The organism is Kitasatospora sp. NPDC017646 (assembly GCF_044329365.1).
In the GTDB taxonomy this organism is placed as follows: Bacteria; Actinomycetota; Actinomycetes; order Streptomycetales; family Streptomycetaceae; genus Kitasatospora.
On the sequence record NZ_JBIRJC010000012.1, the window covers coordinates 80,565 to 101,645 of the forward strand.

Here is a 21,081-nt window from a genome sequence, read left to right on the forward strand (position 1 = left end):
CCCGACCGGTCCGGCCGACGGGGTGTTCGCACCCCGTCGGCCGTTTGCCGTTCCTTGGCTCCGGCGCCCGCTGTGTCGTTGCCCTGCTGCTCCGTCGCCCTCTGTTCCCGGCCGGGTCCCCCTACCCGGCGGTTGGGACGTCCGCGAGCAGCTTGCGAACGATGCGGTCGGCTCCCGCCTCGCTCCAGAGGATCGAGTAGTGGTTGGCGTCCGGCACTAGCGAGGCCGGCACCCGGTCACGGTCCAGCCCGGACAGCCCGATCCGCTGGTGGTCGTAGAGGCCCTGCGGCTCGTTGAGCAGACCGCGCTCCGCCCAGAGCAGTTCGGCCGGGCAGGGCAGCCGGTGCACTGCGCCGGCCGCCTCCTGGTCCAGCAGGACCTGGGCCCCGTCGGTCTGCACAGCCTCCAGCACGCAGGAGGAGCGCAGTTCGGGCTCGGTGCCGACCAGGTCGCGCTGGATGTAGGCGTCGATCCCGTCGGACCAACTGCCGTCGAAGGCCGGGTGGCGCTGCCAGAACTCCCGGTAGGCCGCGCGGTCCGGGAAGGTCATCGACAGCCGGGCCAGCGCGGGGCCGAGCACCGCGGCCAGGGCATCCTCCTCGCGCACGCCCTCCGGGAGCGGGAAGCTCAGCGCACCGTCCACCAGCAGTACCCGGCGGACGAGTTCGGGGTGCCGGACGGCGGCCAGGGCAGTGACCCAGGCGCCCATCGAGTGGCCGACGACCACGACCGGCCCCGTGCCGAGGGCGGCGATCAGCGCGGCCACGTCGTCGGCGTGCCGGGCGAGCCCGTACGGTCCTGAGACCGAGCGGCTGGCGCCGCGGCCCCGCAGGTCGGGCGCGAGCAGGGTGGCTCGCCCGGCGAGCCTGCGGGCGACCTCGTACCAGGCGAAGCCGTTGGCGGTGATGCCGTGCACCGCCACGACCGTCGGGGCTCCCGGGCGGTCGGCGGGCCACCGCAGGACGGCGAGGTCCCCGCCGGGCACGGGGACGGTCAACTCCTCGGGCGTCAGGAACGGCTGGCTCACGCGGGGGTACCTCCGGTGGGACGGGCGGCGGGCACGCCGGTCGGCGTGCGGACCGAACGGGCGGATCGGGCGGCGCGGATGCGGCCGGGCAGTCCGGCCAGGCCGCCGGGGAGCAGGTAGACCACGGCGACGAACAGGGTTCCCAGCAGGAAGAGCGGTTGGGAGAGCGGCACGCGCAGCACCGCGGGCAGGTCGGCGACGGCGGTCGAGTTGGCGAGGTCGCCGAGCCGGTGGCCGGCCCAGGTGTAGAGCACCCCGCCCAGGAGCGGCCCCCAGCGGGTGCCCGAGCCACCGAGGACCACCATGACCAGCAGCGCGAGCGTGGCGTCCGAGCCGGCGGCCTGCGGGGTGGCTCCGCCGGTGAGCAGCAGGTAGACCACTCCGCCCAGTCCGGCGAGCGCTCCGGACAGTACGAAGGCGACCAATTTGTAGCCGTAGGGCCGCAGTCCGAGCACCTCCACCCGGCGCTCGTTCTCCTTGACTCCCTCCCAGACCCGGCCGGCCGGGGAGTTGACGGCCCAGTGGACCGCGGCGACCGTCAGCACCAGGTAACCGACGGTGATCCAGTAGAGGTTGGCGGTGTTCTCGATCCCGAGCAGGCCGGACGGCAGCAGGTCGGCCGGGGCGGAGCGGCCCTCCTCCCCGCCGGTGACACCACCGGGGTTGCGCTGGACGAGGATCGCACCGGCCTGGGCGAAGGCGAGGGTGACCATGGAGAAGCCGATTCCGGTGACTCGCAGGCTCACCGAGCCGAGCACCAGGGCCAGCAGCACGGTGCAGACGACGCCGAACGCCGCTGCGGCGGCGAACGGGAGTTGCAGTTCGAGCATGCCGAGGTCGGTGGCGTAGAGGCCGGTCGCGAAGTAGAGCGCGTGGCCGAAGGAGAGCAGTCCGGTGCGACCGAGCAGGAGGTCGTAGCCGGTGGCGAGGGCCCCGTAGAGCAGGCACAGGGCGATGAGTTGGAGACTTCCCGGGCTGCCGAGCGGGCCGTCGAGCAGTCCCGGGACGGGAAGCGCACTGTATGGGGCGACAAGGAGCGTGATCAGCAGGGCGATCGGCCACCAGCGTAGCGCTGCGTGCATCCCTGTCCAGCGATTAGTGACTGAATCACCTGTTCGAGGGATGGCGCCGGGCTCATCCGTGTGTTCACAATTGGTCCTGGCAAGGCTGGTGTCAGTCCCCCTTGCCACACTGGCGGTGTCGGTGGAGCTGGTGTCAGTCCCCTCTGTCGGCACGGCGGTCATGGCAGGGCCGGTGTCAGTCCCCCCTGCCGAGGTGGCTGCGCTGTGGGCGGCCGCGGGGCCACCGGTGCTCGTGATCGGAGTTTCGGCGCTCACGCGAGCCTCCCGGTGAGTCCACGAGGTCGGACCAGAAGCAGCACGGCGAGCAGGACGACGACCGAGAGGTCGCCGAGTCCGGCGCCGGTGTAATAGTTGGCGAACTGCTGGACGAGGCCGACGCCCACCGAGGCGGCGGCGGCCCCGGTCACGGAGCCCATGCCACCCATCACCACGACGACGAAGGCGAAGACGAGCAGGCTGGTTCCCTGACCGGGATTGACCGAACCGAAGTAGAGGCCGCCGAGGGCGCCGCCCAGCGCGGCGGCCGCCCCGCCGATGGCGAAGACGAGGGTGAACGCCCTCCGGACGTCGATGCCGAGCGCCGTGACCATCGCCCGGTCCTCGACGCCGGCCCGGACGATCAGCCCGTAGCGGGTGCGGGCGAGGAACAACCGAAGAGTGAGCAGCAACAGCGCGGCGGCGGCCACGAGCACGAAGCGGTTGACCGGGACGGTCGCACCGAGCACGTGCCAGGTGCCGGCCAGCAGGGCCGGCTGGGGGAAGGGGCGGGCGTCCGCGCCCCACATCCCCATGAGCAGGGCGGGTGCGGCGAGCCCGACCCCGACGGTGGCGAGGATCTGGTCGCGCGGGCGGCTGTAGAGCGGCCGGATCAGGAAGAGCTCGAGCAGGATGGCGGCGGCCGTCCCGACCAGAGTGCCGAACGGCACTGCGAGCCAGAAGGAGAAGCCGGCCTCCGTACCGGCCCACCATGTCGCATAGGCGCCGATGGAGAGCAGGGCGCCGTGCGCGAAGTTGAGCACGTCCATCAGGCCGAAGATCAACGAAAGACCGGAGGCAACCAGGAAGTACAGCGCGCCGAGACCGAGACCAGTGCAGGAAAGGAGAACGACGGTGTCCATCAGGGCTTCACCTCCGTGGTGACGACTGGGGCGGCGGCCGGAGAGGCCGCCGGGGAGGAGGAGGCGGGCCGGAGTCCGCCGGCGAGCGGGTACCGTGAGCCGACTCCGAGCAGGCGGCGGGCGGCCTCCTCGTCGGCCAACAACTCGGCGGTGTCGCCCCGGTGGGCGGTCCGACCGTCGGCCAGGACGGCGCAGGTGCCGGCCAGTCGGCGGACGAGCGCGAGGTTCTGCTCGACCAGGAGAACGGGCACGGCGTCTGCCGCTCGCGCCAGCACCTCAGCCACCTCCGAGACGATCTTCGGCGCCAGGCCCTTGGTGGGCTCGTCGGCGATGATCAGCCGGTTCCGATTGAGCAGGGTCCGGCCGATCGCCACCATCTGCTGCTGGCCCCCGGAAAGCGTCCCGGCCAACTGCCCGGCCCGCTGCTTGAGTTCGGGGAAGAGCTCGTGGACGAGCGCGTAGTTCGGCTCACCCGCACCGGCTCCACCCGAGGCTCCTCCCGGGGCTCCTCCCGGGGCTCCTCCCGGGGCTCCGCGCTCGGCGAGGCGGAGGTTCTCGGCGACCGTCAGGCCGGCGAAGATCCCCCGATCCTCGGGTGCGAAACCGATGCCGTGACGGACCACCAGGTGCGTGGGAAGAGAGGAGGTTTCAGCGCCGGACAGGCGAATGCTTCCGGTGCGCGGCACCAGGCCCATGACGGCCTTCACGGTGGTGGTCTTGCCTGCGCCGTTGCGGCCCAGCAATGCGGTGACTCCGGCGGAGGCCACGTCGAAGTCGACACCGTGCAGGATGTGCAGCCCGTCGATGACCACCCGTAGGTCGCGGACGGAGAGGAGGGGTTCGACAGCGGACGAGGACGAGGAAGAAGAGGAGGACGATTGGGCGGAGGAGAACGGAGAGGAGGTCACAGCGCCTCACCCAAGTAGGCCTGTTGCACGGTCGGGTCGGCCATCACGGTTTCGGGAGTGTCGAGGGCGAGCAGGGTGCCGTGGTGCATCACCGCCAAGCGGTCTGCCAGGCCGAGCAGGACGTCCATGTGGTGCTCGACCATCAGGACGGTCCGGCCGAGCTCACGGTGTACGGAACGGATCAGTTCGGTGAGGGCCGGCACCTCCTCCGCGCTGACGCCTGCCATCGGCTCGTCCAGCAGGATCAGCCTCGGGTCGGAGACGAGCAGGACAGCGAGCTCCAGCTTGCGCTTCTCGCCGTAAGAGAGCGCTCCGGCCAAGGTATCGGCGCGGTGGGTGAGTTCGGTGCGCTGCAGGGTGTCGGCCACCTGCTCCGGGTAGCGGTCGGCGCGGCGCCAGAGGCGGTACGAGGCTCGCGGTTCGGCTGCCGCCTGGGCGGCCAGCCGGACGTGGTCGGCAACGGTCATCCCCGGCCAGAGTGAGGAGGTCTGGAAGGTGCGGCCGAGACCGCGGCGCGCCCGGGCGTGCACGGCCTCGGTGGTGATGTCCGTGCCGTCGAGGTGGAGGCTGCCATGAGTCGCCGGATAGATGCCGGAGATCAGGTTGAAGAGGGAGGTCTTGCCGGCGCCGTTGGGGCCGATCAAGGCGATGAACTCGCCTTCGCCGACCGAGAAGGAGACGTCCTCGACGACCGGCACACCGCGGACGGACCAGCCGAGCCCGTCCAGTCGCAGCACCGCAGCGGAGGAACGCGCCGTGGAGGAACGCGCCGCGGAGGAACGAGGAATGGAGGACTGCGGCAGGGAGGAGTGTCGCGCGGAGGCCGGAGGAGTGGAGGCAGCGGGAGCGGGCATCGGGATCAGCCCGCCATCGGGGTGACCGGGGGCGCCACCTCGTCCCCGGTCAGGGTCTTCTCCACCGAGGGCTTGGCGGCGGCCCCGGTGCCGGTCAGCCGGACCTGGAACATCGGCTGGAGGAGGGCGTGGTCCTCGGCGCGGACCGTGGTCCTGCCCTTGACCCCGTCGAAGCTCCAGCCCTCCAGGGCCTTGACCATGGCCGAAGTGTCTTCGGCGGAGCCGTGGTTGGCCTCGACGGCGTGCACGATCATCTGGGCGGCGGTGAAGCCGTCCGGGGTGAAGATGTCGGGCTTTCCGCCCCCGGCGGTGACGGCCCCGGCCATGGCCTTCTCCGCCGGGGTGCCGGCGGCGCCGTCGAAGTAGTGGTCGAGGAAGGAGATCTTCTCGCCGGCCGGGCCGAACAGCGGGTAGGAGGCGGCCAGGTCCAGGCCGGTGACCACCTTGGTGTCGGTGAACACGTCCTGCTGGTTGAGGGCCGTCCACAGGGCCGACGCGGTGTCGCCGGCCCAGGCGACGAACAACAGGTCGGGTTTGGCGGTCTTGGCCTGGGTCGCGAAGGGGGTGAGGTCGGTGGCACTCGGCGGGGCGAGCACCTGTTCCACCGTCGCGCCCTGGGCACCGAGCACGGCCTTCACGGCAGCCACGTTGGCCTGCCCGAAGGCGTTGTCCTGAGCGAGCACGGTGACCTTCTTGCCCGTGGCGTCACCGATGAAGGAGGCCGCGGTCCTGATGTCCTGGTAGGACTGGCGGCCGGAACGGAAGGTGTACTTGTTCAAGCCGGTGACCTTGTCGGCGGCGGCCGGCCCGCTGATGAAGAGCACCTTGTTCTGGGAGGCGATCGGGCCGACCTGGAGGGCGGCACCGGAGGCGGTGGAGCCGGCCAGGACCTTGTAGCCCTTGCCGATCAGGTCCTTGGCGGCGGACACCGCCTTCGCCGGATCCCCCGCGTCATCCTGCTCCTCGAATTCGATCTTGTGCCCGTCAACCTCGCCGGTGCCCCTGGTCGCGTAGCTCAGGCCGGCCTTGAAGCCGTCCAGGTACTGCTTGCCGTAGGCGGCGAGCGGGCCGGTCTTGGAGTACACCAGGCCGACCTTGACCGGGGCCTTCGCGCCACCGTCGCCCCCTGGGGCAGTCCCGGCGGTGCCGGCCTTGGCGCAGCCGGCGGCGAGCAGGACGCACACCGCGACGGCGGCGAGCTTCCGTGCCGGGTCGGCGGTCAGGGGCCGGCCCGGGCGGGCGCCGGAGGCGGTCCTGGTGGGGACTGTGGTGCTGCGCATGGTGACCGACTCCTGGAGGTGCGGCGGGGTGGATGCCGGAACCGTAGGTGTGCGGTGGGACCGGCGACATGTGCCCGGTCGACGTAGCAGCCCGCCGTGATGTGGCACCCACCGACATACCGCCGGCCCGACGTCGCGCTCCGGGCATCCGGATGTGGCCCACCGACACGGCACCGCGCCCGTCCATGGCGGTGGCCGCCATGGCTGCGGCGCCCCGCGCCCGGCGACGGTGGAAGGGCCGCGGTGCCGGACGGGTACGGCTCCCGGCTGCCGGCCTCGCCACGGCCCCGCGCGCGGCACGCCGCTCCCCTCCCACACCCCCATGAGGTAATCCCTTGGACAAGGTCCTGGACTCCCCCACCGCCGCAGTCGGCGACATCCCCGACGGCGCGGCACTGGCCGTCGGCGGCTTCGGCCTCTGCGGCATCCCGAGCACCCTGATCGGCGCCCTGGTGGCCACCGGCACCACCGGGCTGCGCGTGGTGTCGAACAACTGCGGAGTGGACGACTGGGGGCTGGGCCTACTGCTACGGGCGGGCCGGATCGCCCGGATGACCTCCTCGTACGTCGGCGAGAACAAGGAGTTCGCCCGGCAGTACCTCTCCGGGGAGCTGGAGGTCGAGCTGACCCCGCAGGGCACGCTGGCCGAGCGGCTGCGGGCCGGTGGGGCCGGCATCCCGGCGTTCTTCACCCCGGCCGGGGTCGGCACCCAGGTCGAGGAGGGCGGGCTGCCCTGGCGCTACGCGGCGGACGGCTCGGTGGCGCTGGCCTCACCGCCCAAGGAGGTACGGGAGTTCGGCGGCCGTCGGTACCTCCTGGAGCAGGCGATCACCGCGGACTTCGCACTGGTCCGGGCCGAGGTGGCGGACCGGCACGGCAACTGCGTGTTCCACGCGACCGCGCGGAACTTCAACCCGCTCTGTGCGGCGGCGGGCCGGATCACCCTGGTCGAGGCGGACCGGATCGTCGACCCGGGCGAGCTGGCCCCGGGCGCGGTGCACCTGCCCGGGGTGTACGTCGACCGGATCGTGGCCGCCGATCCCGAGGACCGCCGCATCGAGCGCCGGACCGTCCGCCCCGCCCTCCAGGAGGTCTGAACCGATGCCCGCCCCCAGTACCCCCAGTACCCCCAGTGCCCCCGTCGCCGACACCCCCGTCCCCCGCACTCCCACCCCCGTCGCAGACACCCCCGTCGCAGACACCCCCATCGCCGGCACCCCCGTCCCGGCCCCCGACATCCCCACCCCCAGCACCCACGCCTCCACCCCCACCCCCGCCCCGCTCGATCCGCGCAACGCCCTGGCCGCCCGCGCCGCCCGGGAGTTGCGCGACGGGCAGTACGTCAACCTGGGTATCGGCCTGCCCACCCTGATCCCCAACCACCTCCCGCCGGACGTGCGGGTGGTGCTGCACTCGGAGAACGGCATCCTCGGCGTGGGCCCGTACCCGGCGGATGGTGCCGAGCACGCCGATCTGATCAACGCGGGCAAGGAGACGGTGACGGTCGTGCCCGGGGCCTCCTACTTCGACTCCGCCTCCTCCTTCGGTATGGTCCGGGCCGGTCGGATCGACGTCTCGGTGCTCGGGGCGATGCAGGTGTCGGCCACCGGGGACCTCGCGAACTGGATGATCCCCGGCAGGATGGTCAAGGGCATGGGCGGCGCGATGGACCTGGTGCACGGCGCCCGCCGGCTGATCGTGGTGATGGAGCACACCGCCCGGGACGGTTCTCCGAAGATCGTCCGGGAACTCTCACTTCCCGCCACCGGCAGGCGGGTCGTGGACCGGATCGTCACCGACCTGGCGGTCGTCGACGTGACCCCGGACGGGCTGCACCTGGTGGAGACGGCCCCGGGCGTGAGCCCCGCCGAGGTGCGGGCGGCCACGGACGCCACCCTGCTGCCGCCGCTCTGACCGCTGCCGCACGCCGCCCCGTTTCCGAATTTCCGCTGCATTAGCACCATCACGAGCCAGAGTGGCCGGGAACCGTGGTTTCTTCACGCTTGAGCGGTGATCGTCGTGCGGTCCTGTTGCCATCAGCGTTACGCTCCGGGAGAGTTGAGCAAGCCCAAGGGTCCCATCGCATCCGGAGGGGAAGCTGGATGGCGCACCGGGATCCCGCATTCGAAGCCGCCGTGCAGGCCCACAACTGAACCGGTCGCACACACTCCACGTGCCGGGCCCCGCTCATGGGATTCCCGGCACCGGAGTGCGTGTTGGACAGCCCGGAAACTGTGGGACGGACCGCAGTTCACCGGGCCGTGTTCTATCCGCGCAACTCCGGGGCGACTCCGGGGCGACTCCGGGGCGAGGCGGGCAACGCCGAGCACAGCACCTCGCAATACTCCGGGGGGAGCACGCCATGACCACACCGTCCTCGCGACGAAGGGACGCCGGGCCGGCCGGGACCCGAGGCGGCCACCGAGGCGCCGCACGGCTCGACGAGGCCGTGCTGAGCGATCTGCCGGTACCGGAAGCCCCGTACGACTACGGCCACTTCAGCCGCCTGGCCGGCCCGGCGGTCGATCCGGACGAGGACCGGGAGCTCGGTGGCGGTGTCTACCGCGCCGAGCCGGGCGGCATCCGGGACCCCGTGGGAACAGAGCCGGCCACGCCGTACCGCGTCCAGTACCGCAGCCTGCTGCGCCACGAGCCGCACCGGGCCCGGGCCGCCCTGCTGCTGGTGGCGGCCCCGTTGGTGGAGGCGATACTGCTGGTCTGGCTGCTGTTACCGGAGCACTGGCCGGAGCGCCTCGACGAGACCAACGTCCTGGTGCTGCTCGGAGACAAGGTGATGATCGGGATCATCGCGGTGGTCGAGGTGTTCCGGCTGGTCAACGTGGTCTCCAACGCCCACGCCACTCTGGTGGCCCGCGATCCGATACCGGTGACGCCGGAGCCCGGCACCCGGGTCGCGTTCCTCACCACCTGCGTGCCGGGCAAGGAGCCGCCGGAGATGGTCCGGGCCACTCTGGTGGCGGCCACCGCCGTCCGGCACGAAGGACCTTACGAGGTCTGGCTGCTGGACGAGGGAAACGATCCTGCAATGCGGGCCCTGTGCACCGAGCTGGGAGTCCGCCACTTCAGCCGCTCCGGCCGCCCGCACTGGAACCAGCCGAAGGGGCGCTTCCGCGCCGGGACCAAGCACGGCAACTACAACGCCTGGCTCCAGGCCCACGGCGACGACTACGACTTCTGGGTGTCCGTCGACACCGACCACGCCCCGCTGCCCGACTTCTGCGAGCGCATGCTCGGCTACTTCCGCGATCCGGACGTGGCATTCGTGGTCGGCCCCCAGGTGTACGGGAACTACCGCAGCTCCGGCTCGGCCGTCACCAAATTCTCCGAGAGCCAGCAGTACCTCTTCCACGCCCTCGTCCAACGCGCCGGAAACCGTTACGGCGCACCGATGTTCGTCGGGACCAACAACGCCGTCCGAATCCGCGCGCTCCAGTCGATCGGCGGGTTGTACGACTCCATCACCGAGGACATGGCGACCGGCCTGGAGTTCCACCGGAGCCAGAACCCGGAGACCGGAGAACGCTGGAAGTCCGTGTACACCCCGGACGTGCTCGCGGTGGGCGAAGGACCGTCCTCCTGGACCGACTTCTTCTCCCAGCAACTGCGCTGGAGCCGCGGTACCTACGAGACCCTGCTCACCCAGTACTGGCGGGTGCTCTGGCGGCTTTCGCCCGGCCGGCTGCTCAACTACTCACTGATGGTGGGCTTCTACCCGATGGCGGCGCTCACCTGGCTGCTCGGCGGGGTGTCCAGCGTGCTCTACCTGGGCTTCGGCGCCTCCGGCGTCCACGTCTCCTCGGAGATCTGGATGATGCTCTACAGCGACGCCGCCGCGCTCCAACTCCTGCTCTACACCTGGAACCGCAAGCACAACGTGAGCCCGCACGAGCCGGCCGGCTCCTCCGGGGTCGCGGGCATGGTGATGTCGGCGGTCTGCGGCCCGGTCTACGCGGCCTCGCTGCTCCAGGCGCTGGTCCGCCGCCGCGGCCGCTTCGTGGTGACGCCCAAGGGCCGCTCCGCCAGCACCGACCGACTCGGCACCTTCCGCTACCACCTCTTCTGGACACTGGTGTTCGGGGGCGCCGTCGCCGCGTCCTTCCACACCGGTTACGACCACGTCGCGATGCGCACCTGGGCCTGCATCGCCCTGGTCCTGACCATACTGCCGCTGCTGATCTCGGCCGGCGACGCCGTCCGCCGCCGCCGTACCCGGCCCACCGCCACCCTCACCGTGACCGGCGGCCCGTCGGCCACCCCGAGGGTCGTCCTGGAGAAGCGCCGCCCACGCCATGCCCGCCGTGCCCGCACCGGCGGCCCAACCGCCGACGACACCCCGGCCCTCCACACCTCCACGCTCGACACGCCCCCGCCCGACGCCCTCGCGCTCGACACCCCCACCCTCCAGCTCCGCCTGACGGCCACCCGCCCGACCCCGCCGGGAGCGGCACGCCCACCCACTGAGCACGCCCACTGAGCACGCCGACCCACTGAGCCAGTCCCGCCCGCCTCCCGAGGGGAGCACCACCGTGAAGATCCACAAAGCCGGCCGCACCAAGCGCCTCGCCCTCGGCAGCACGGTCGCGCTGACCGTCGCCGGGATGAACGCCCCGGCCGTGCTCGGCTTCGCCAGTGCCCAGTACCACCAGTACGTGATCAACCGCCCCGAGTACAAGGCGCAGTACGGCCACTGGCAAGCCCTGACGCTGCCCGCCGAGTTCCGGGTCAACGCCGTCCACGCCACCCTGCTGCGCACCGGCAAGGTGCTGATCGTGGCCGGCTCCGGCAACGACGAGAAGCAGTTCGACGCGGGCACCTTCAAGAGCCTGCTCTGGGACCCGGCGAAGAACACCTACAAGCTGGTACCCACCCCCGCCGACATGTTCTGCGGTGGTCACGCCTCCCTCCCGGACGGCCGGGTGCTGGTGGCCGGCGGCACCCAGCGGTACGAGAAGCTGGACGGCGCGGTGAAGAAGGCGGCCGGCGTGATGCGGGTGCGCAACGAGAGCCCGGAACGCGACCACACCTTTCCCAAGGGCACCGTCTTCGTCGCCCCCAACGGCCGCGAGTACGCCAGCACCGTCCAGGTGACCGTGCCCGCCGCGACAAAGACCGGCGCCGGGAAGCAGACCGTGGTCACCGCCGGCGAGCAGCACGTGTTCGTCGAGGCGGTCGGCGAGGGCCCGGGCTCCGTGACCAACTCCCCGGCGCAGTACCGGATCAAGGGCCTGACCGGCGCGGACGCCCACAACCTGTACGGGCAGAGCGAGAAGCTGACCCTGGACAAGCAGGACTACCAGGGCATCCGCTCCGCCTTCGAGTTCAACCCGGAGACCGAGCTCTACGAGCAGGTCACCGACATGGCGCACGCCCGGTGGTACCCGACCCTGACCGGGCTGGGCGACGGCCGGGTGGTCACCGTGTCCGGCCTGGACGACACCGGGCAGATCCTCGACGGCAACGACAACGAGGTCTACGATCCCGGGTCCAGGACCTGGACCAAGGCCCCCGACCGCTACTTCCCGACCTACCCGTCGATCTTCCTCACGGCCACCGGCAAGCTCTTCTACTCCGGTTCCAACGCGGGCTACGGTCCCGCCGACAAGGGGCGCGAGCCCGGCGTCTGGGACCTGTCGAACAACTCCTTCCGGCCAGTCCCCGGCCTGCGCGACCCGGTTCTGACCGAGACCTCCTCCTCGGTGCTGCTGCCGCCCGCGCAGGCGCAGAAGGTCATGGTGCTCGGCGGCGGCGGGGTGGGCGAGTCCCCGCTGTCCACGGCCCGCACCGACATCGTCGACCTGACGGCGCGCGAGCCCGCCTTCACCCCTGGCCCGGACCTGCCGGCCGGCGGCACCCGCTACCTCAACAGCGTGATCCTCCCGGACGACACCGTGTTCACCACCGGCGGCTCCAGCGGCTACCGCGGCCGGGGCAAGAGCGACCTGCTCAAGGCGCAGGTGTACCACCCGGATTCCAACACCTTCAGCACCGCCGCCGAGCCCAGCGTGGGCCGCGACTACCACTCCGAGGCGCTGCTGCTGCCGGACGGCCGGGTCGCCGTGCTGGGCTCCAACCCGCTGTTCGCGGACAAGGCCGAGACCCAGCCGGGCGGCTTCGAGCAACGCATCGAGATCTACACCCCGCCCTACCTGTACCACGGCGACCGCCCGGAGGTGACCGCCGCGCCGGCGTCGGCGAAGCTCGGCGGCACCCTGCGGGTCGGCACCGCCGAGCCGGACGCGGTGACCACCGCCAAGCTGATCCGGCCGAGTTCGGTGACCCACGTGACCGACGTCGAACAGCGCTCGGTCGCCCTGGACATCACCGGGCGCGGCGCCGACGGGGTCTCGCTCACCCTCCCGGGCAACCCGAACCTGCTGCCGCCCGGCTGGTACATGCTTTTCCTGACGGACGCCGCCGGCACCCCGTCGGTCGCCCGCTGGGTCCAGGTCACGGGCTGACCGCGCGAGCGCTCAGTGCGCCGCCTGCGCCAGTCCGAGCGCGTACGGCAGCCAGAACTGGCCCGCCGGGGGCTCGCCGCGGCCGCACTGGCCGTCCGACTCGCCCGGGTTCTTGATCCACAGGTAGGCGTCGACCCCGGGCCGGCCGGTCTCGGTGGTCGGCGCCTCGCCGAGCGCCCGGCCCGGCGGGTTGCACCAGGAGTCGGCGCCCGCCGAACCGTTGCCGCTGCGGCTGGTGTCGATGACGAAGTGCTTCCCGTCCAGGGCGGCGGCGAGCCGACTGCCGTACGCCACGTTCCGGTCGGTCGGGTAGAAGTTGGCGACGTTCACCGCGAAGCCGTCGGCCGCGGCGATGCCCGACTTGCGCAGCGCGGTGGCCAGGTCGTCCGGGTCGTGGGCCCAGCCGGGGTTGCCCGCGTCCAGGTAGACCCGGACGTTCGGACGCTTCTTCAGCTCCTGGACGGCGAAGGCCAGCAGGCCGTACCGCTCGGCCGCCAGGTCGCCCTTGACCCCGCAGTCGTCCAGGGTGTGGGCGACGGCGTCCGGCTCCAGCACCACCCAGGCCCTGCGGTCGCCGAGGGCCTGGGCGACGCCGGTGATCCAGGAGCGGTAGGAGGCTGCGTCGGTGGCGCCGCCGGCCGAGTACTGGCCGCAGTCCCGGTGCGGGATGTCGTACGCGACGAAGACGGCCGTGCGGCCCGCCTCGGTGGCCCGCCGGCTCACCTGGTCGGCGATCTCCCGGGCGCCCTGCTCCCCGAGCCACTGGGAGGACGGCTGGGCGGCGATCCGCAGCAGGGTGTCCGCCTCGGCCGACCGGCCCTGGCTGCGCAGGACGCCGACCTGCTGGGCGGCGTTGGTCCGGTCGGAGACGTAGAAGGCCTGCCCGGGAAGCTGGTTGAGGACCACGGGCCCGGCCGCCGGGCTACCAGCGGGGGTACCGGCGCCCGCCCCGGTCCCACTCGAACCGGTACCGCTCGGACCAGCGCCAGTGGAACCGGTACCGCTCGGACCCGCACCACTCGAACCGCCCGAGCCGCCACAGCCCGACACCGCCAGCACCACCACCGCACCGACCAGCGCGGCGCTCCACCGGCAAGCCCTGACGCTCCGAACCGTTCCTGCCCGTCCCACCCCGCGCACGTACCGCCCCTCCGAAGCCCGAAGCCCGACCCCCGCCCCAGGACCGGCCCGGCGACCGGTCGGCACCAGCTAAGCACACCCGACCCCGGCCGACGGCAGCCGTCGGTGAAGGACAAGTGGCCGTGGGCGAACGGGAATCCGACCCCGTCCACCCACGGCCACGCCGTCCCGTCCCGTCCCGTCCCGTCCCCCCAGACTCACCGCCGACCCGGCCCGGCTCCCCACCGGACCGGCCCCGGCTCGGCGTCAGCCCTGCTTCAGGTCCGGCACCCGCCAGTCGATCGGCTCGCCGCCGAAGTCGTCCAGCGCCGTGTTGATCTGCGAGAACGGACGGCTGCCGAAGAACAGCTTGGCGGACAGCGGCGACGGGTGCGCGCCCTGCACGACCACGTGCTTCTCGGTGTCGATCAGCGGCAGCTTCTTCTTGGCGTAGTTGCCCCACAGCACGAAGACCACCGGCTCCTCGCGAGCGCTCACCGCCTTGATCACCGCGTCGGTGAACTTCTCCCAGCCCTTCGCCTTGTGCGAGTTGGCCTCGTGCGCGCGGACCGTGAGCACCGCGTTGAGCAGCAGCACGCCCTGCTCGGCCCAGTGCATCAGGTACCCGTTGTCGGGGGCGGGGACGCCCAGGTCGGCGTCCAGCTCCTTGAAGATGTTGCGCAGCGACGGCGGCGTCTTCGTCCCGGGCAGCACCGAGAAGCTCATGCCGTGGGCCTGGCCGTTGTCGTGGTACGGGTCCTGACCGAGGACGAGCACCCGGACCTTCTCGTACGGGGTGGCCTCCAGCGCCGCGAACTCCTGGCCGCTCGGCGGGAACACCTCGTGCTCAGCGCGCTCGGCCGCCACGAAGGCCGCCAGCTCCGCGAAGTACGGCTTCTCCGTCTCGGCGCCCAGCACCTCGCGCCAGGACTCGGGCAGCTCCAGCCCGCCGCCCTCGCCGGCCTCGACCACGCCCGCCTCGACCGTGTCCGTCACGACATCTACCTCCCACACCGCGGCTGCTGCGCCGCCCGCCCTCTTACACCCCGAACGCTACACAGCCCCACCGACAACTCACTCCACGGGAGCCGACGGGGCGGGGGCAGGAGCCGACGGGGCAGGGTCAGGGGCAGGGCCAGCACCCGCCGCCCGCACCACCCGCACGTACTCCACCCCGTTGAGCACCACCAGCAGCACCGCCAGCACCCCCAGCACCACCAGCGCCGGCAGCCGCACCATCGCGGGCAGCAGCCCCAGTACCACCACCGCCGCGGCGATCCTGGTCGTCGACACCCGGCGGAACATCATCCAGCGGGTGTACCCGAAGGTCAGCAGGTACAGCCCGCACCCGCCGTACAGCAGCGCCACCGACCCGGCGCCGAGCGCCCGCCACGGGTCCGCGACCGTCTCCTCGAAGCCGACCGCCACCCCGATCACCCCGGCGGCCAGCGCCAGGTGCCCGTACTGGAAGATCCGCCGGACCACGTCCCGTCGCGAGTCGGCGACCTCCACCGCGTGCCGCATGGCGTCCGCCGCGAACACGAAGTACTGCCACCACAGCCCGGCCGAGATGGTGAACGCGGCCGCCACGGCGAACAGTTCGGGCAGGTCCAACCGGGCCGCGGCGGCCGAGCCGCCGATCCCCACGATCGACTCGCCGATCGCCACCAGCAGGAACAGCGCGAACCGCTCGGGCATGTGCGACGGGTGGTAGGCCACGTCCGCGAGCCGCCGCCGGAACACCAGCGGCGCGGACAGGTCGCAGAGCGCGGCCGCCGCCCACAGCACCAGTCGCGGACCGTCGGGCAGCAGCCCGCCGACCAGCAGCAGCGGCCCGCTGACCAGCACGCCCGCCCCGTACGGGCCCTGCCAGACGCCCGGGATGCGCACCAGCAGGAGCAGCAGCACCACCCGGGCCAGCCAGTACGCGGCACCGAGCAGAACGCCCCGGCGCCCGTACGCCCCGGGGACGGCAAGCGCCATGAACAGGCCGGTCAGTCCGACCAGCAGGATGCCGAGGCGGTCGCGCGGGTTGTCCACGTCCCGGATGTTGGCCTGCACGGTGGTGCCGACCCAGCACCAGTAGACCGGCACGAACACCACCAGGGCCCGGACCAGCCCGGTGAGGTCGTGCTGGTGGTGCAGCAGCGCGGAGACCTGGGTGATCGCGAAGACGAAGACCAGGTCGAAGTAGAGCTCCGCCCAGGTGACCCGCTTCTCCCCGGCCCCCGCCACTACCCCCGACGCGCTCGTCTCCCCCGTTTCGCCCGTCTCCCCCGTCGCACTCATCCGCGCCCTGCCTCCCCGCCCTGCGGCACCCGTTACGGAACGAGCCCCGCCCCGGCGCTCGGCCGGAACGGGGCTCGCGACTGCACCGCAGAGGCTAGACCAGCTCGATCAGGTCCGCGATCGACTTGACCACCCGGGTCGGCCGGTACGGGAAGCGCTCCACGTCGGAGGCGGAGGTCAGGCCGGTGAGCACCAGGATGGTCTCCATGCCGGCCTCCATGCCCGCGACGATGTCGGTGTCCATCCGGTCGCCGATCATCACGGCGGTCTCCGAGTGGGCACCGGCGGTGTTCAGCGCCTCGCGCATCATCAGCGGGTTGGGCTTGCCGACGAAGTACGGCTCGACGCCGGTGGCCTTGGTGATCAGGGCCGCGACCGAGCCGGTGGCCGGCAGCACGCCCTCGGTGGAGGGGCCGGTCTCGTCCGGGTTGGTGCAGATGAACCGGGCGCCCTGGTTGATCAGGCGGATCGCCTTGGTGAGCGCCTCGAAGGAGTAGGTGCGGGTCTCGCCGAGGACCACGTAGTCGGGGTTGTTGTCGGTCAGGACGTACCCGGCCTGGTACAGCGCGGTGGTGAGGCCGGCCTCGCCGATCACGTACGCGGTGCCGTTCGGCCGCTGGCCCGCGAGGAACTTGGCGGTGGCCAGGGCGGAGGTCCAGATGCACTCCTCCGGCACCTCCAGGCCCATCCCGGCCAGTCGGGCGCTCAGGTCGCGCGGGGTGTAGATGGAGTTGTTGGTGAGGACCAGGAAGGGCTTGCCGGACTCCCGGAGCCTGCGCAGGAACTCCTCCGCGCCGGGGATCGGCGTGCCCTCGTGGATGAGGACACCGTCCATGTCGGTCAGCCAGGACTCGATGGGCTTGCGGTCTGCCACGTGCGTGTCTCCCGAAGTGTTGCAGCGTCTTGCGTGGGGCCCTGACCCGGCACAGCCTAATCCGCGCAGGTGACCGGGGACAGGGACGTCCCGCTGGGCGGGATGCGGCAGCAGTGCGGCAGTCGTGCGACGGCCACCCGACGACCGCCCGACGACCGCGCAGCAGTCATGTGGTGCCCGTCCCGTGGAAACCGGGAGCAACCGGGCGCCTCGTGATTGAGTGGGCGGCATGAACCCGCAGACCCCCCGCGCCCCGCACGACCGCCCGCTGCGCGTCGGCCTGATCGGCTACGGCCTGGCCGGCTCCGCCTTCCACGCCCCGCTCATCGCCACCACCCCGGGGCTGAGGCTGGACGCCGTGGTCACCGCCAACCCGGAGCGCCGCGAGCAGCTGCGGCAGGAGCATCCCGACGCCCGCGCGGTCGACACCCCCGAGCAGCTGCTCGCCGACCCGGACGCTCTGGACCTGGTCGTCATCGCCTCGCCCAACCGCACCCACGCCCCGCTCGCCCGCGCCGCCCTGCGTGCGGGCCTGGCCACCGTGGTGGACAAGCCGCTGGCCGGCACCGCCGCCGAGGCGCTGGAGCTGTGCCGGCTCGCCGAGGAGCGGGGCACCCTGCTCTCGGTGTTCCAGAACCGGCGCTGGGACGGCGACTTCCTCACCGCGAGCCGGCTGGTGCGCGGCGGGGCACTGGGCAGGGTGCACCGCTTCGAGTCCCGCTTCGAGCGATTCCGCCCCAAGCCCAAGCCGGGCTGGCGCGAGCTGGCCGACCCGGCCGAGATCGGCGGCACCCTGTACGACCTGGGCAGCCACCTCGTCGACCAGGCGCTCACCCTCTTCGGGCCGGTCGAGATGGTGTACGCGGAGATCGACGTGCGGCGCGACGGCGCGGTGGTCGACGACGACGCCTTCCTCGCCCTGACCCACGCCTCCGGCACCCGCTCGCACCTGTGGACCAGCGCCATCACCCCGCTGATCGGCCCCCGGCTGCGGGTGCTCGGCGACACCGCCGGATACGTCAAGCACGGCATGGACCCCCAGGAGGGGGAGCTGCGGTCGGGCCACCGCCCGGACGGCAGCCACCCGTGGGGCGCCGACCTGCCCGAGCACTACGGCACCCTGGGCACCGACGAGTCCGCGATCTCCCTGCCCACCGAACCGGGCGACTACCCGGCCTACTACGCCGGCATCGCCGCCGCCCTGGCCGTCCCCGGCACCCCGCCCCCGGTCGACCCGCGCGACGCGGTGGCCACCCTCACCGTCCTGGAGGCGGCCCGCACCTCCGCGGCCACCGGGTCGGCGGTCCGACTCGTCTGACAGCGCCGGGCGGCTCCGCCCGCATCGGGGCTCCGGCGGAGCCACCCGCCGTCACAGTCCGATGATCTCCACGGCCGAGCCCAGGCCCCGGAAGTCCGCCACGTTGCGGGTGTACAGCGGCAGCCCGTGGGCGGAGGCGACGGCGGCGATCATCAGGTCGATCCGGCGCGGGCGCGGCTGGCGCCCGGCGGCGATCGTCAGGGTGACGAGGGTCCCGTAGCGGGCGGCAGCGGCCGCGTCGAAGGGCAGCGGGTCGAAGTCGGCCATCGCCGCGCCCAGCACCTCCAGCCGGGCCGCCCGGCTGACCGGGTCTCGGGCCATCGAGACGCCCTGCTGGAGTTCGGCGAAGGTGATCGCGGTCAGCTCCGGCACGGCGGGCAGGTCGGCGGGGTTCAGCAGGGCAAGGTCGATGTAGACGCAGGTGTCCAGCACCCCGGCGGGCCGCCGCCGGGGTGGTCTGCGGCGCTCAGCCACGCCGCCGCTCGAACGGGTCGTCGCCCTCGTCCCCCACCAGCTCCTCGGGCCCGAAGTACTCCTCGGCCTCCTTGCGCATCTCCTGGTAGTCCACCCGCGGCAGCTTCACGTGCCGCGCCACCAGCTCCTCGGCCGTGAGCCTCCGGCGCCCGGACACCGGCCGCAGCTCCGCGACCTCGACCCCGTTCCTGGTGATGTGGAAGGTCTCCCCGGCCTCCACCGCGTCCATCACCGCGGCGGAGTTGTTCCGGAACTCCCGCTGGGTAATCGTCTTCATGGATCCACGGTAGCCCTGCGTAGCACCGGTGGCTACGCTTCGCGCGGCACTGCGGCACTGCGGCACTGCGGGACTGCGGCACTGCGCGCACCGCCGCACCGCCGCACCGCCGCACCGCCGCACCGCGGGAACTCGACAGCCCGTACGATCGTCCTGCTGAACGTCCGAACCGGGAAGACATCGAGAGGGGGGCCGCCGTGGGTGTCGTCGCGATGCTGCTGAGCCTGCTCCGGATGTTGACCGGACAGCTGGTGACCGACGGCGGCGCGCTCGCGTCCGTCGCCGCCGTCGCGGCCGTGGTCCTGGTGGCCGGGGCGGTCGCGGGCGCACTGGCCGGAGCGCGGCTGTTGGGGGCGCGAGCCCCGGCGGCGGTGCGCAGCGGCGTGCTGCGACGCCGGGCGTTCCGTACGGCGTTCCTTCCGCAGCGTGATCCGGACGCCCGGGGCAGGCGACGCCCCAGGGCGCCGGGAGCGGCCCCGGCGGCCGCGTAACCCCTCGTCGCCCCGTCGCCGTGGGTTCCTTCGCGGCCGTCCTCCGCCGATCACTCATGTCCTGAGACCCCGGAGGGCTCGCTCCACCATGTCCGTTCTGTCTGTTCTCGACCCGGCCGTCACCGTCGCCCACGCCGTGGTGTCCGCCATCGCCCACCTGCTGCCGACCGCGCTGGCGATCGTCCTGTTCGTCCTCGCCGTACGGCTCTGCCTGCACCCGCTGGCGCGGGCGGCTGCGCGCGGGGAGAAGGCCCGTACGAAGCTCGCGCCGAAGGTCGCCGAGCTGAACAAGAAGCACAGGAACAACCCGGAGAGGGCGCGCGAGGCGCTCGCGGAGCTGTACCGGAAGGAGCAGGTCTCGCCGTTCGCGGGTTGCCTGCCGATGCTGATCCAGATCCCGTTCTTCTCGGTGATGTACCGGCTGTTCACCACCCCCAACGACCTGCTGGACCACACCCTGTTCGGCGTGCCGCTGGGCCTGCACGTCGGGAACGCCCACGGCGCCGGGCAGTTCGCGGTGTTCGGCCTGCTGTACGCCGGGCTGGCGGCGGTCGGGTACGTCAACTACCGCCGGGCCCGGCGTGCGGCGGCGGCGCAGACCACCCCGCAGCCGGGGGCGGCTCTGCTGCCGTACCTGTCCTTCGCCTCGGTGCTGTTCGCGGTGCTGGTACCGGTGGCCGCCGGGCTCTACCTGCTGACCACGAGCATGTGGTCGGCCTCCGAGCGGGCCTGGCTGTACCGGGGTACGAACCAGGCCCCGGCGACGGCGCTGGCGATCTAGGCCCGCCGTCTCAGAAGTGGCGCAGCAGCTCCGGGAAGGCCGTGAGCTGCAGCGTCGCCTCGTCCGGGCCGAGGTCCTCGTGCTCCAGCACCCAGGTGTGCTCGTGCGGGATGAACACGGTGCGCAGGCCGGCCCGGCGGGCGGGGGCGATGTCGGACTTGGGCGAGTTGCCGATCATCCAGGTCCGGTGCGGGTCGAGGCCGAGCTCCGCGGTGAGCTGCCGGTAGGTGTCGACGGACTTCTCGGCCACGATGTGGACGCCGCGGAAGTGGTGGTCGATGGTGGAGGCCGTCACCTTGGCCCGCTGCTCCTCCTGGTCGCCCTTGGTGAGCAGCAGCAGGTGGTGGCGGTCGGCGAGGGCGGTGAGGGTGTCGGCGACGCCGGGGATCAGCTCGATCTCGCCGCGGCGGGTGAGGGGGGCGAGCAGCTCGTCGATCCGGGCCAGTTCGGCCGCGGTGGGGGTGCGGTCCTCGTTCAGCTGTCGCAGGCAGTCCGCGAGGCTCTGCCGGAAGACGGTGGCGCCGTAGCCGAGTTCGGCGGCGTTGGCGGCCTCGATCCGGTCGAGCAGGCTGCGGGTGGCGTCCCGCTCCACCGGGCCGGCGACCCAGTCCAGGAAGCCGTCGATGACCCGCTCGAAGAGGACGTTGTTCTCCCAGAGGGTGTCGTCGGCGTCGAAGATGAGGGTCTGGTCGGTGTGCATCAAGGTTCCT

20 protein-coding genes are annotated in these 21,081 nt (G+C 72.3%); 7 read left to right on the top strand and 13 right to left on the bottom strand.

Annotated features, from left to right (window positions below; genetic code table 11):
- Window positions 1-121: 121 nt before the first annotated feature.
- The 6 genes from ACH4J0_RS20340 to ACH4J0_RS20365 form a co-directional block, all read right to left on the bottom strand.
- Window positions 122-1,027, bottom strand: coding sequence for an alpha/beta fold hydrolase (locus ACH4J0_RS20340; RefSeq protein WP_396241934.1), 906 nt, complete (start codon window positions 1,025-1,027; stop codon window positions 122-124).
- Window positions 1,024-2,109: a branched-chain amino acid ABC transporter permease gene (locus tag ACH4J0_RS20345; RefSeq protein ID WP_396241935.1), complete on the bottom strand. Its 1,086-nt coding sequence runs from the start codon at window positions 2,107-2,109 to the stop codon at window positions 1,024-1,026. The genes ACH4J0_RS20340 and ACH4J0_RS20345 overlap by 4 nt, the downstream gene beginning before the upstream one ends.
- A gap of 251 nt (window positions 2,110-2,360) precedes the next feature.
- Complete coding sequence (locus tag ACH4J0_RS20350) at window positions 2,361-3,227, bottom strand: branched-chain amino acid ABC transporter permease (RefSeq protein WP_396241936.1); 867 nt, start codon at window positions 3,225-3,227, stop codon at window positions 2,361-2,363.
- Entirely contained in the window at window positions 3,227-4,039 is an 813-nt protein-coding gene (locus tag ACH4J0_RS20355; RefSeq protein WP_396242057.1) for an ABC transporter ATP-binding protein, read from the bottom strand. Before ACH4J0_RS20355 ends, ACH4J0_RS20350 begins: the two co-directional genes overlap by 1 nt.
- 92 nt (window positions 4,040-4,131) lie before the next feature.
- Window positions 4,132-4,872 (bottom strand): ABC transporter ATP-binding protein, encoded by a 741-nt coding sequence (locus tag ACH4J0_RS20360; protein WP_396241937.1) that lies wholly within the window; start codon window positions 4,870-4,872, stop codon window positions 4,132-4,134.
- A gap of 122 nt (window positions 4,873-4,994) precedes the next feature.
- Window positions 4,995-6,269 (bottom strand): substrate-binding domain-containing protein, encoded by a 1,275-nt coding sequence (locus tag ACH4J0_RS20365; RefSeq protein WP_396241938.1) that lies wholly within the window; start codon window positions 6,267-6,269, stop codon window positions 4,995-4,997.
- A 335-nt stretch (window positions 6,270-6,604) separates the two neighbouring features.
- Here ACH4J0_RS20365 and ACH4J0_RS20370 point away from each other — a divergent pair, with 335 nt between their 5' ends.
- The 4 genes from ACH4J0_RS20370 (at window position 6,605) to ACH4J0_RS20385 (ending at window position 12,748) form a co-directional block, all read left to right on the top strand.
- Complete coding sequence (locus ACH4J0_RS20370; RefSeq protein WP_396241939.1) at window positions 6,605-7,366, top strand: CoA transferase subunit A; 762 nt, start codon at window positions 6,605-6,607, stop codon at window positions 7,364-7,366.
- A 139-nt stretch (window positions 7,367-7,505) separates the two neighbouring features.
- A complete protein-coding gene (locus tag ACH4J0_RS20375) occupies window positions 7,506-8,183 on the top strand; it encodes a 3-oxoacid CoA-transferase subunit B (RefSeq protein ID WP_396242058.1) in 678 nt (225 codons plus the stop codon).
- A gap of 448 nt (window positions 8,184-8,631) precedes the next feature.
- Window positions 8,632-10,764 carry a glycosyltransferase family 2 protein gene (locus ACH4J0_RS20380; protein WP_396241940.1) on the top strand — a complete coding sequence of 711 codons (2,133 nt, stop codon included), beginning with the start codon at window positions 8,632-8,634 and terminating at the stop codon, window positions 10,762-10,764.
- 52 nt (window positions 10,765-10,816) lie between these two features.
- On the top strand, window positions 10,817-12,748 hold the full coding sequence (locus tag ACH4J0_RS20385; RefSeq protein ID WP_396241941.1) for a galactose oxidase-like domain-containing protein: 1,932 nt from the start codon (window positions 10,817-10,819) through the stop codon (window positions 12,746-12,748).
- 12 nt (window positions 12,749-12,760) lie between these two features.
- On the opposite strand, the gene ACH4J0_RS20390 is transcribed toward ACH4J0_RS20385, so the two are convergent.
- From ACH4J0_RS20390 to ACH4J0_RS20405, 4 genes are all read right to left on the bottom strand, one after another.
- Window positions 12,761-13,654 (bottom strand): glycoside hydrolase family 6 protein, encoded by an 894-nt coding sequence (locus ACH4J0_RS20390; RefSeq protein ID WP_396241942.1) that lies wholly within the window; start codon window positions 13,652-13,654, stop codon window positions 12,761-12,763.
- Between the two features lie 480 nt (window positions 13,655-14,134).
- The gene (locus ACH4J0_RS20395; protein ID WP_396242059.1) at window positions 14,135-14,812 is read right to left on the bottom strand and encodes a uracil-DNA glycosylase; all 678 of its coding nucleotides are present in this window, start codon (window positions 14,810-14,812) and stop codon (window positions 14,135-14,137) included.
- A 129-nt stretch (window positions 14,813-14,941) separates the two neighbouring features.
- Window positions 14,942-16,156, bottom strand: coding sequence for a low temperature requirement protein A (locus tag ACH4J0_RS20400; protein WP_396241943.1), 1,215 nt, complete (start codon window positions 16,154-16,156; stop codon window positions 14,942-14,944).
- A 94-nt stretch (window positions 16,157-16,250) separates the two neighbouring features.
- Window positions 16,251-17,030, bottom strand: a complete 780-nt coding sequence (locus ACH4J0_RS20405) for an HAD-IIA family hydrolase (protein WP_396241944.1) — start codon at window positions 17,028-17,030, stop codon at window positions 16,251-16,253.
- Between the two features lie 229 nt (window positions 17,031-17,259).
- Between ACH4J0_RS20405 and ACH4J0_RS20410 the strand changes: the two genes are divergently transcribed.
- Entirely contained in the window at window positions 17,260-18,348 is a 1,089-nt protein-coding gene (locus tag ACH4J0_RS20410) for a Gfo/Idh/MocA family oxidoreductase (RefSeq protein ID WP_396241945.1), read from the top strand.
- A 51-nt stretch (window positions 18,349-18,399) separates the two neighbouring features.
- On the opposite strand, the gene ACH4J0_RS20415 is transcribed toward ACH4J0_RS20410, so the two are convergent.
- Both ACH4J0_RS20415 and ACH4J0_RS20420 read right to left on the bottom strand, forming a co-directional pair.
- Window positions 18,400-18,822 carry a type II toxin-antitoxin system VapC family toxin gene (locus ACH4J0_RS20415; RefSeq protein WP_396241946.1) on the bottom strand — a complete coding sequence of 141 codons (423 nt, stop codon included), beginning with the start codon at window positions 18,820-18,822 and terminating at the stop codon, window positions 18,400-18,402.
- Entirely contained in the window at window positions 18,815-19,099 is a 285-nt protein-coding gene (locus tag ACH4J0_RS20420; protein WP_030290733.1) for a type II toxin-antitoxin system Phd/YefM family antitoxin, read from the bottom strand. The genes ACH4J0_RS20415 and ACH4J0_RS20420 overlap by 8 nt, the downstream gene beginning before the upstream one ends.
- Before the next feature lie 197 nt (window positions 19,100-19,296).
- Between ACH4J0_RS20420 and ACH4J0_RS20425 the strand changes: the two genes are divergently transcribed.
- Together ACH4J0_RS20425 and ACH4J0_RS20430 are read left to right on the top strand one after the other, a co-directional pair.
- Window positions 19,297-19,590: a DUF6412 domain-containing protein gene (locus ACH4J0_RS20425; protein ID WP_396241947.1), complete on the top strand. Its 294-nt coding sequence runs from the start codon at window positions 19,297-19,299 to the stop codon at window positions 19,588-19,590.
- A gap of 88 nt (window positions 19,591-19,678) precedes the next feature.
- Window positions 19,679-20,371, top strand: coding sequence for a YidC/Oxa1 family membrane protein insertase (locus ACH4J0_RS20430; protein WP_396241948.1), 693 nt, complete (start codon window positions 19,679-19,681; stop codon window positions 20,369-20,371).
- A 10-nt stretch (window positions 20,372-20,381) separates the two neighbouring features.
- Here ACH4J0_RS20430 and ACH4J0_RS20435 read toward each other — a convergent pair whose 3' ends face one another.
- The gene (locus tag ACH4J0_RS20435; RefSeq protein ID WP_396241949.1) at window positions 20,382-21,071 is read right to left on the bottom strand and encodes an HAD family hydrolase; all 690 of its coding nucleotides are present in this window, start codon (window positions 21,069-21,071) and stop codon (window positions 20,382-20,384) included.
- Between the last annotated feature and the right edge of the window lie 10 nt (window positions 21,072-21,081).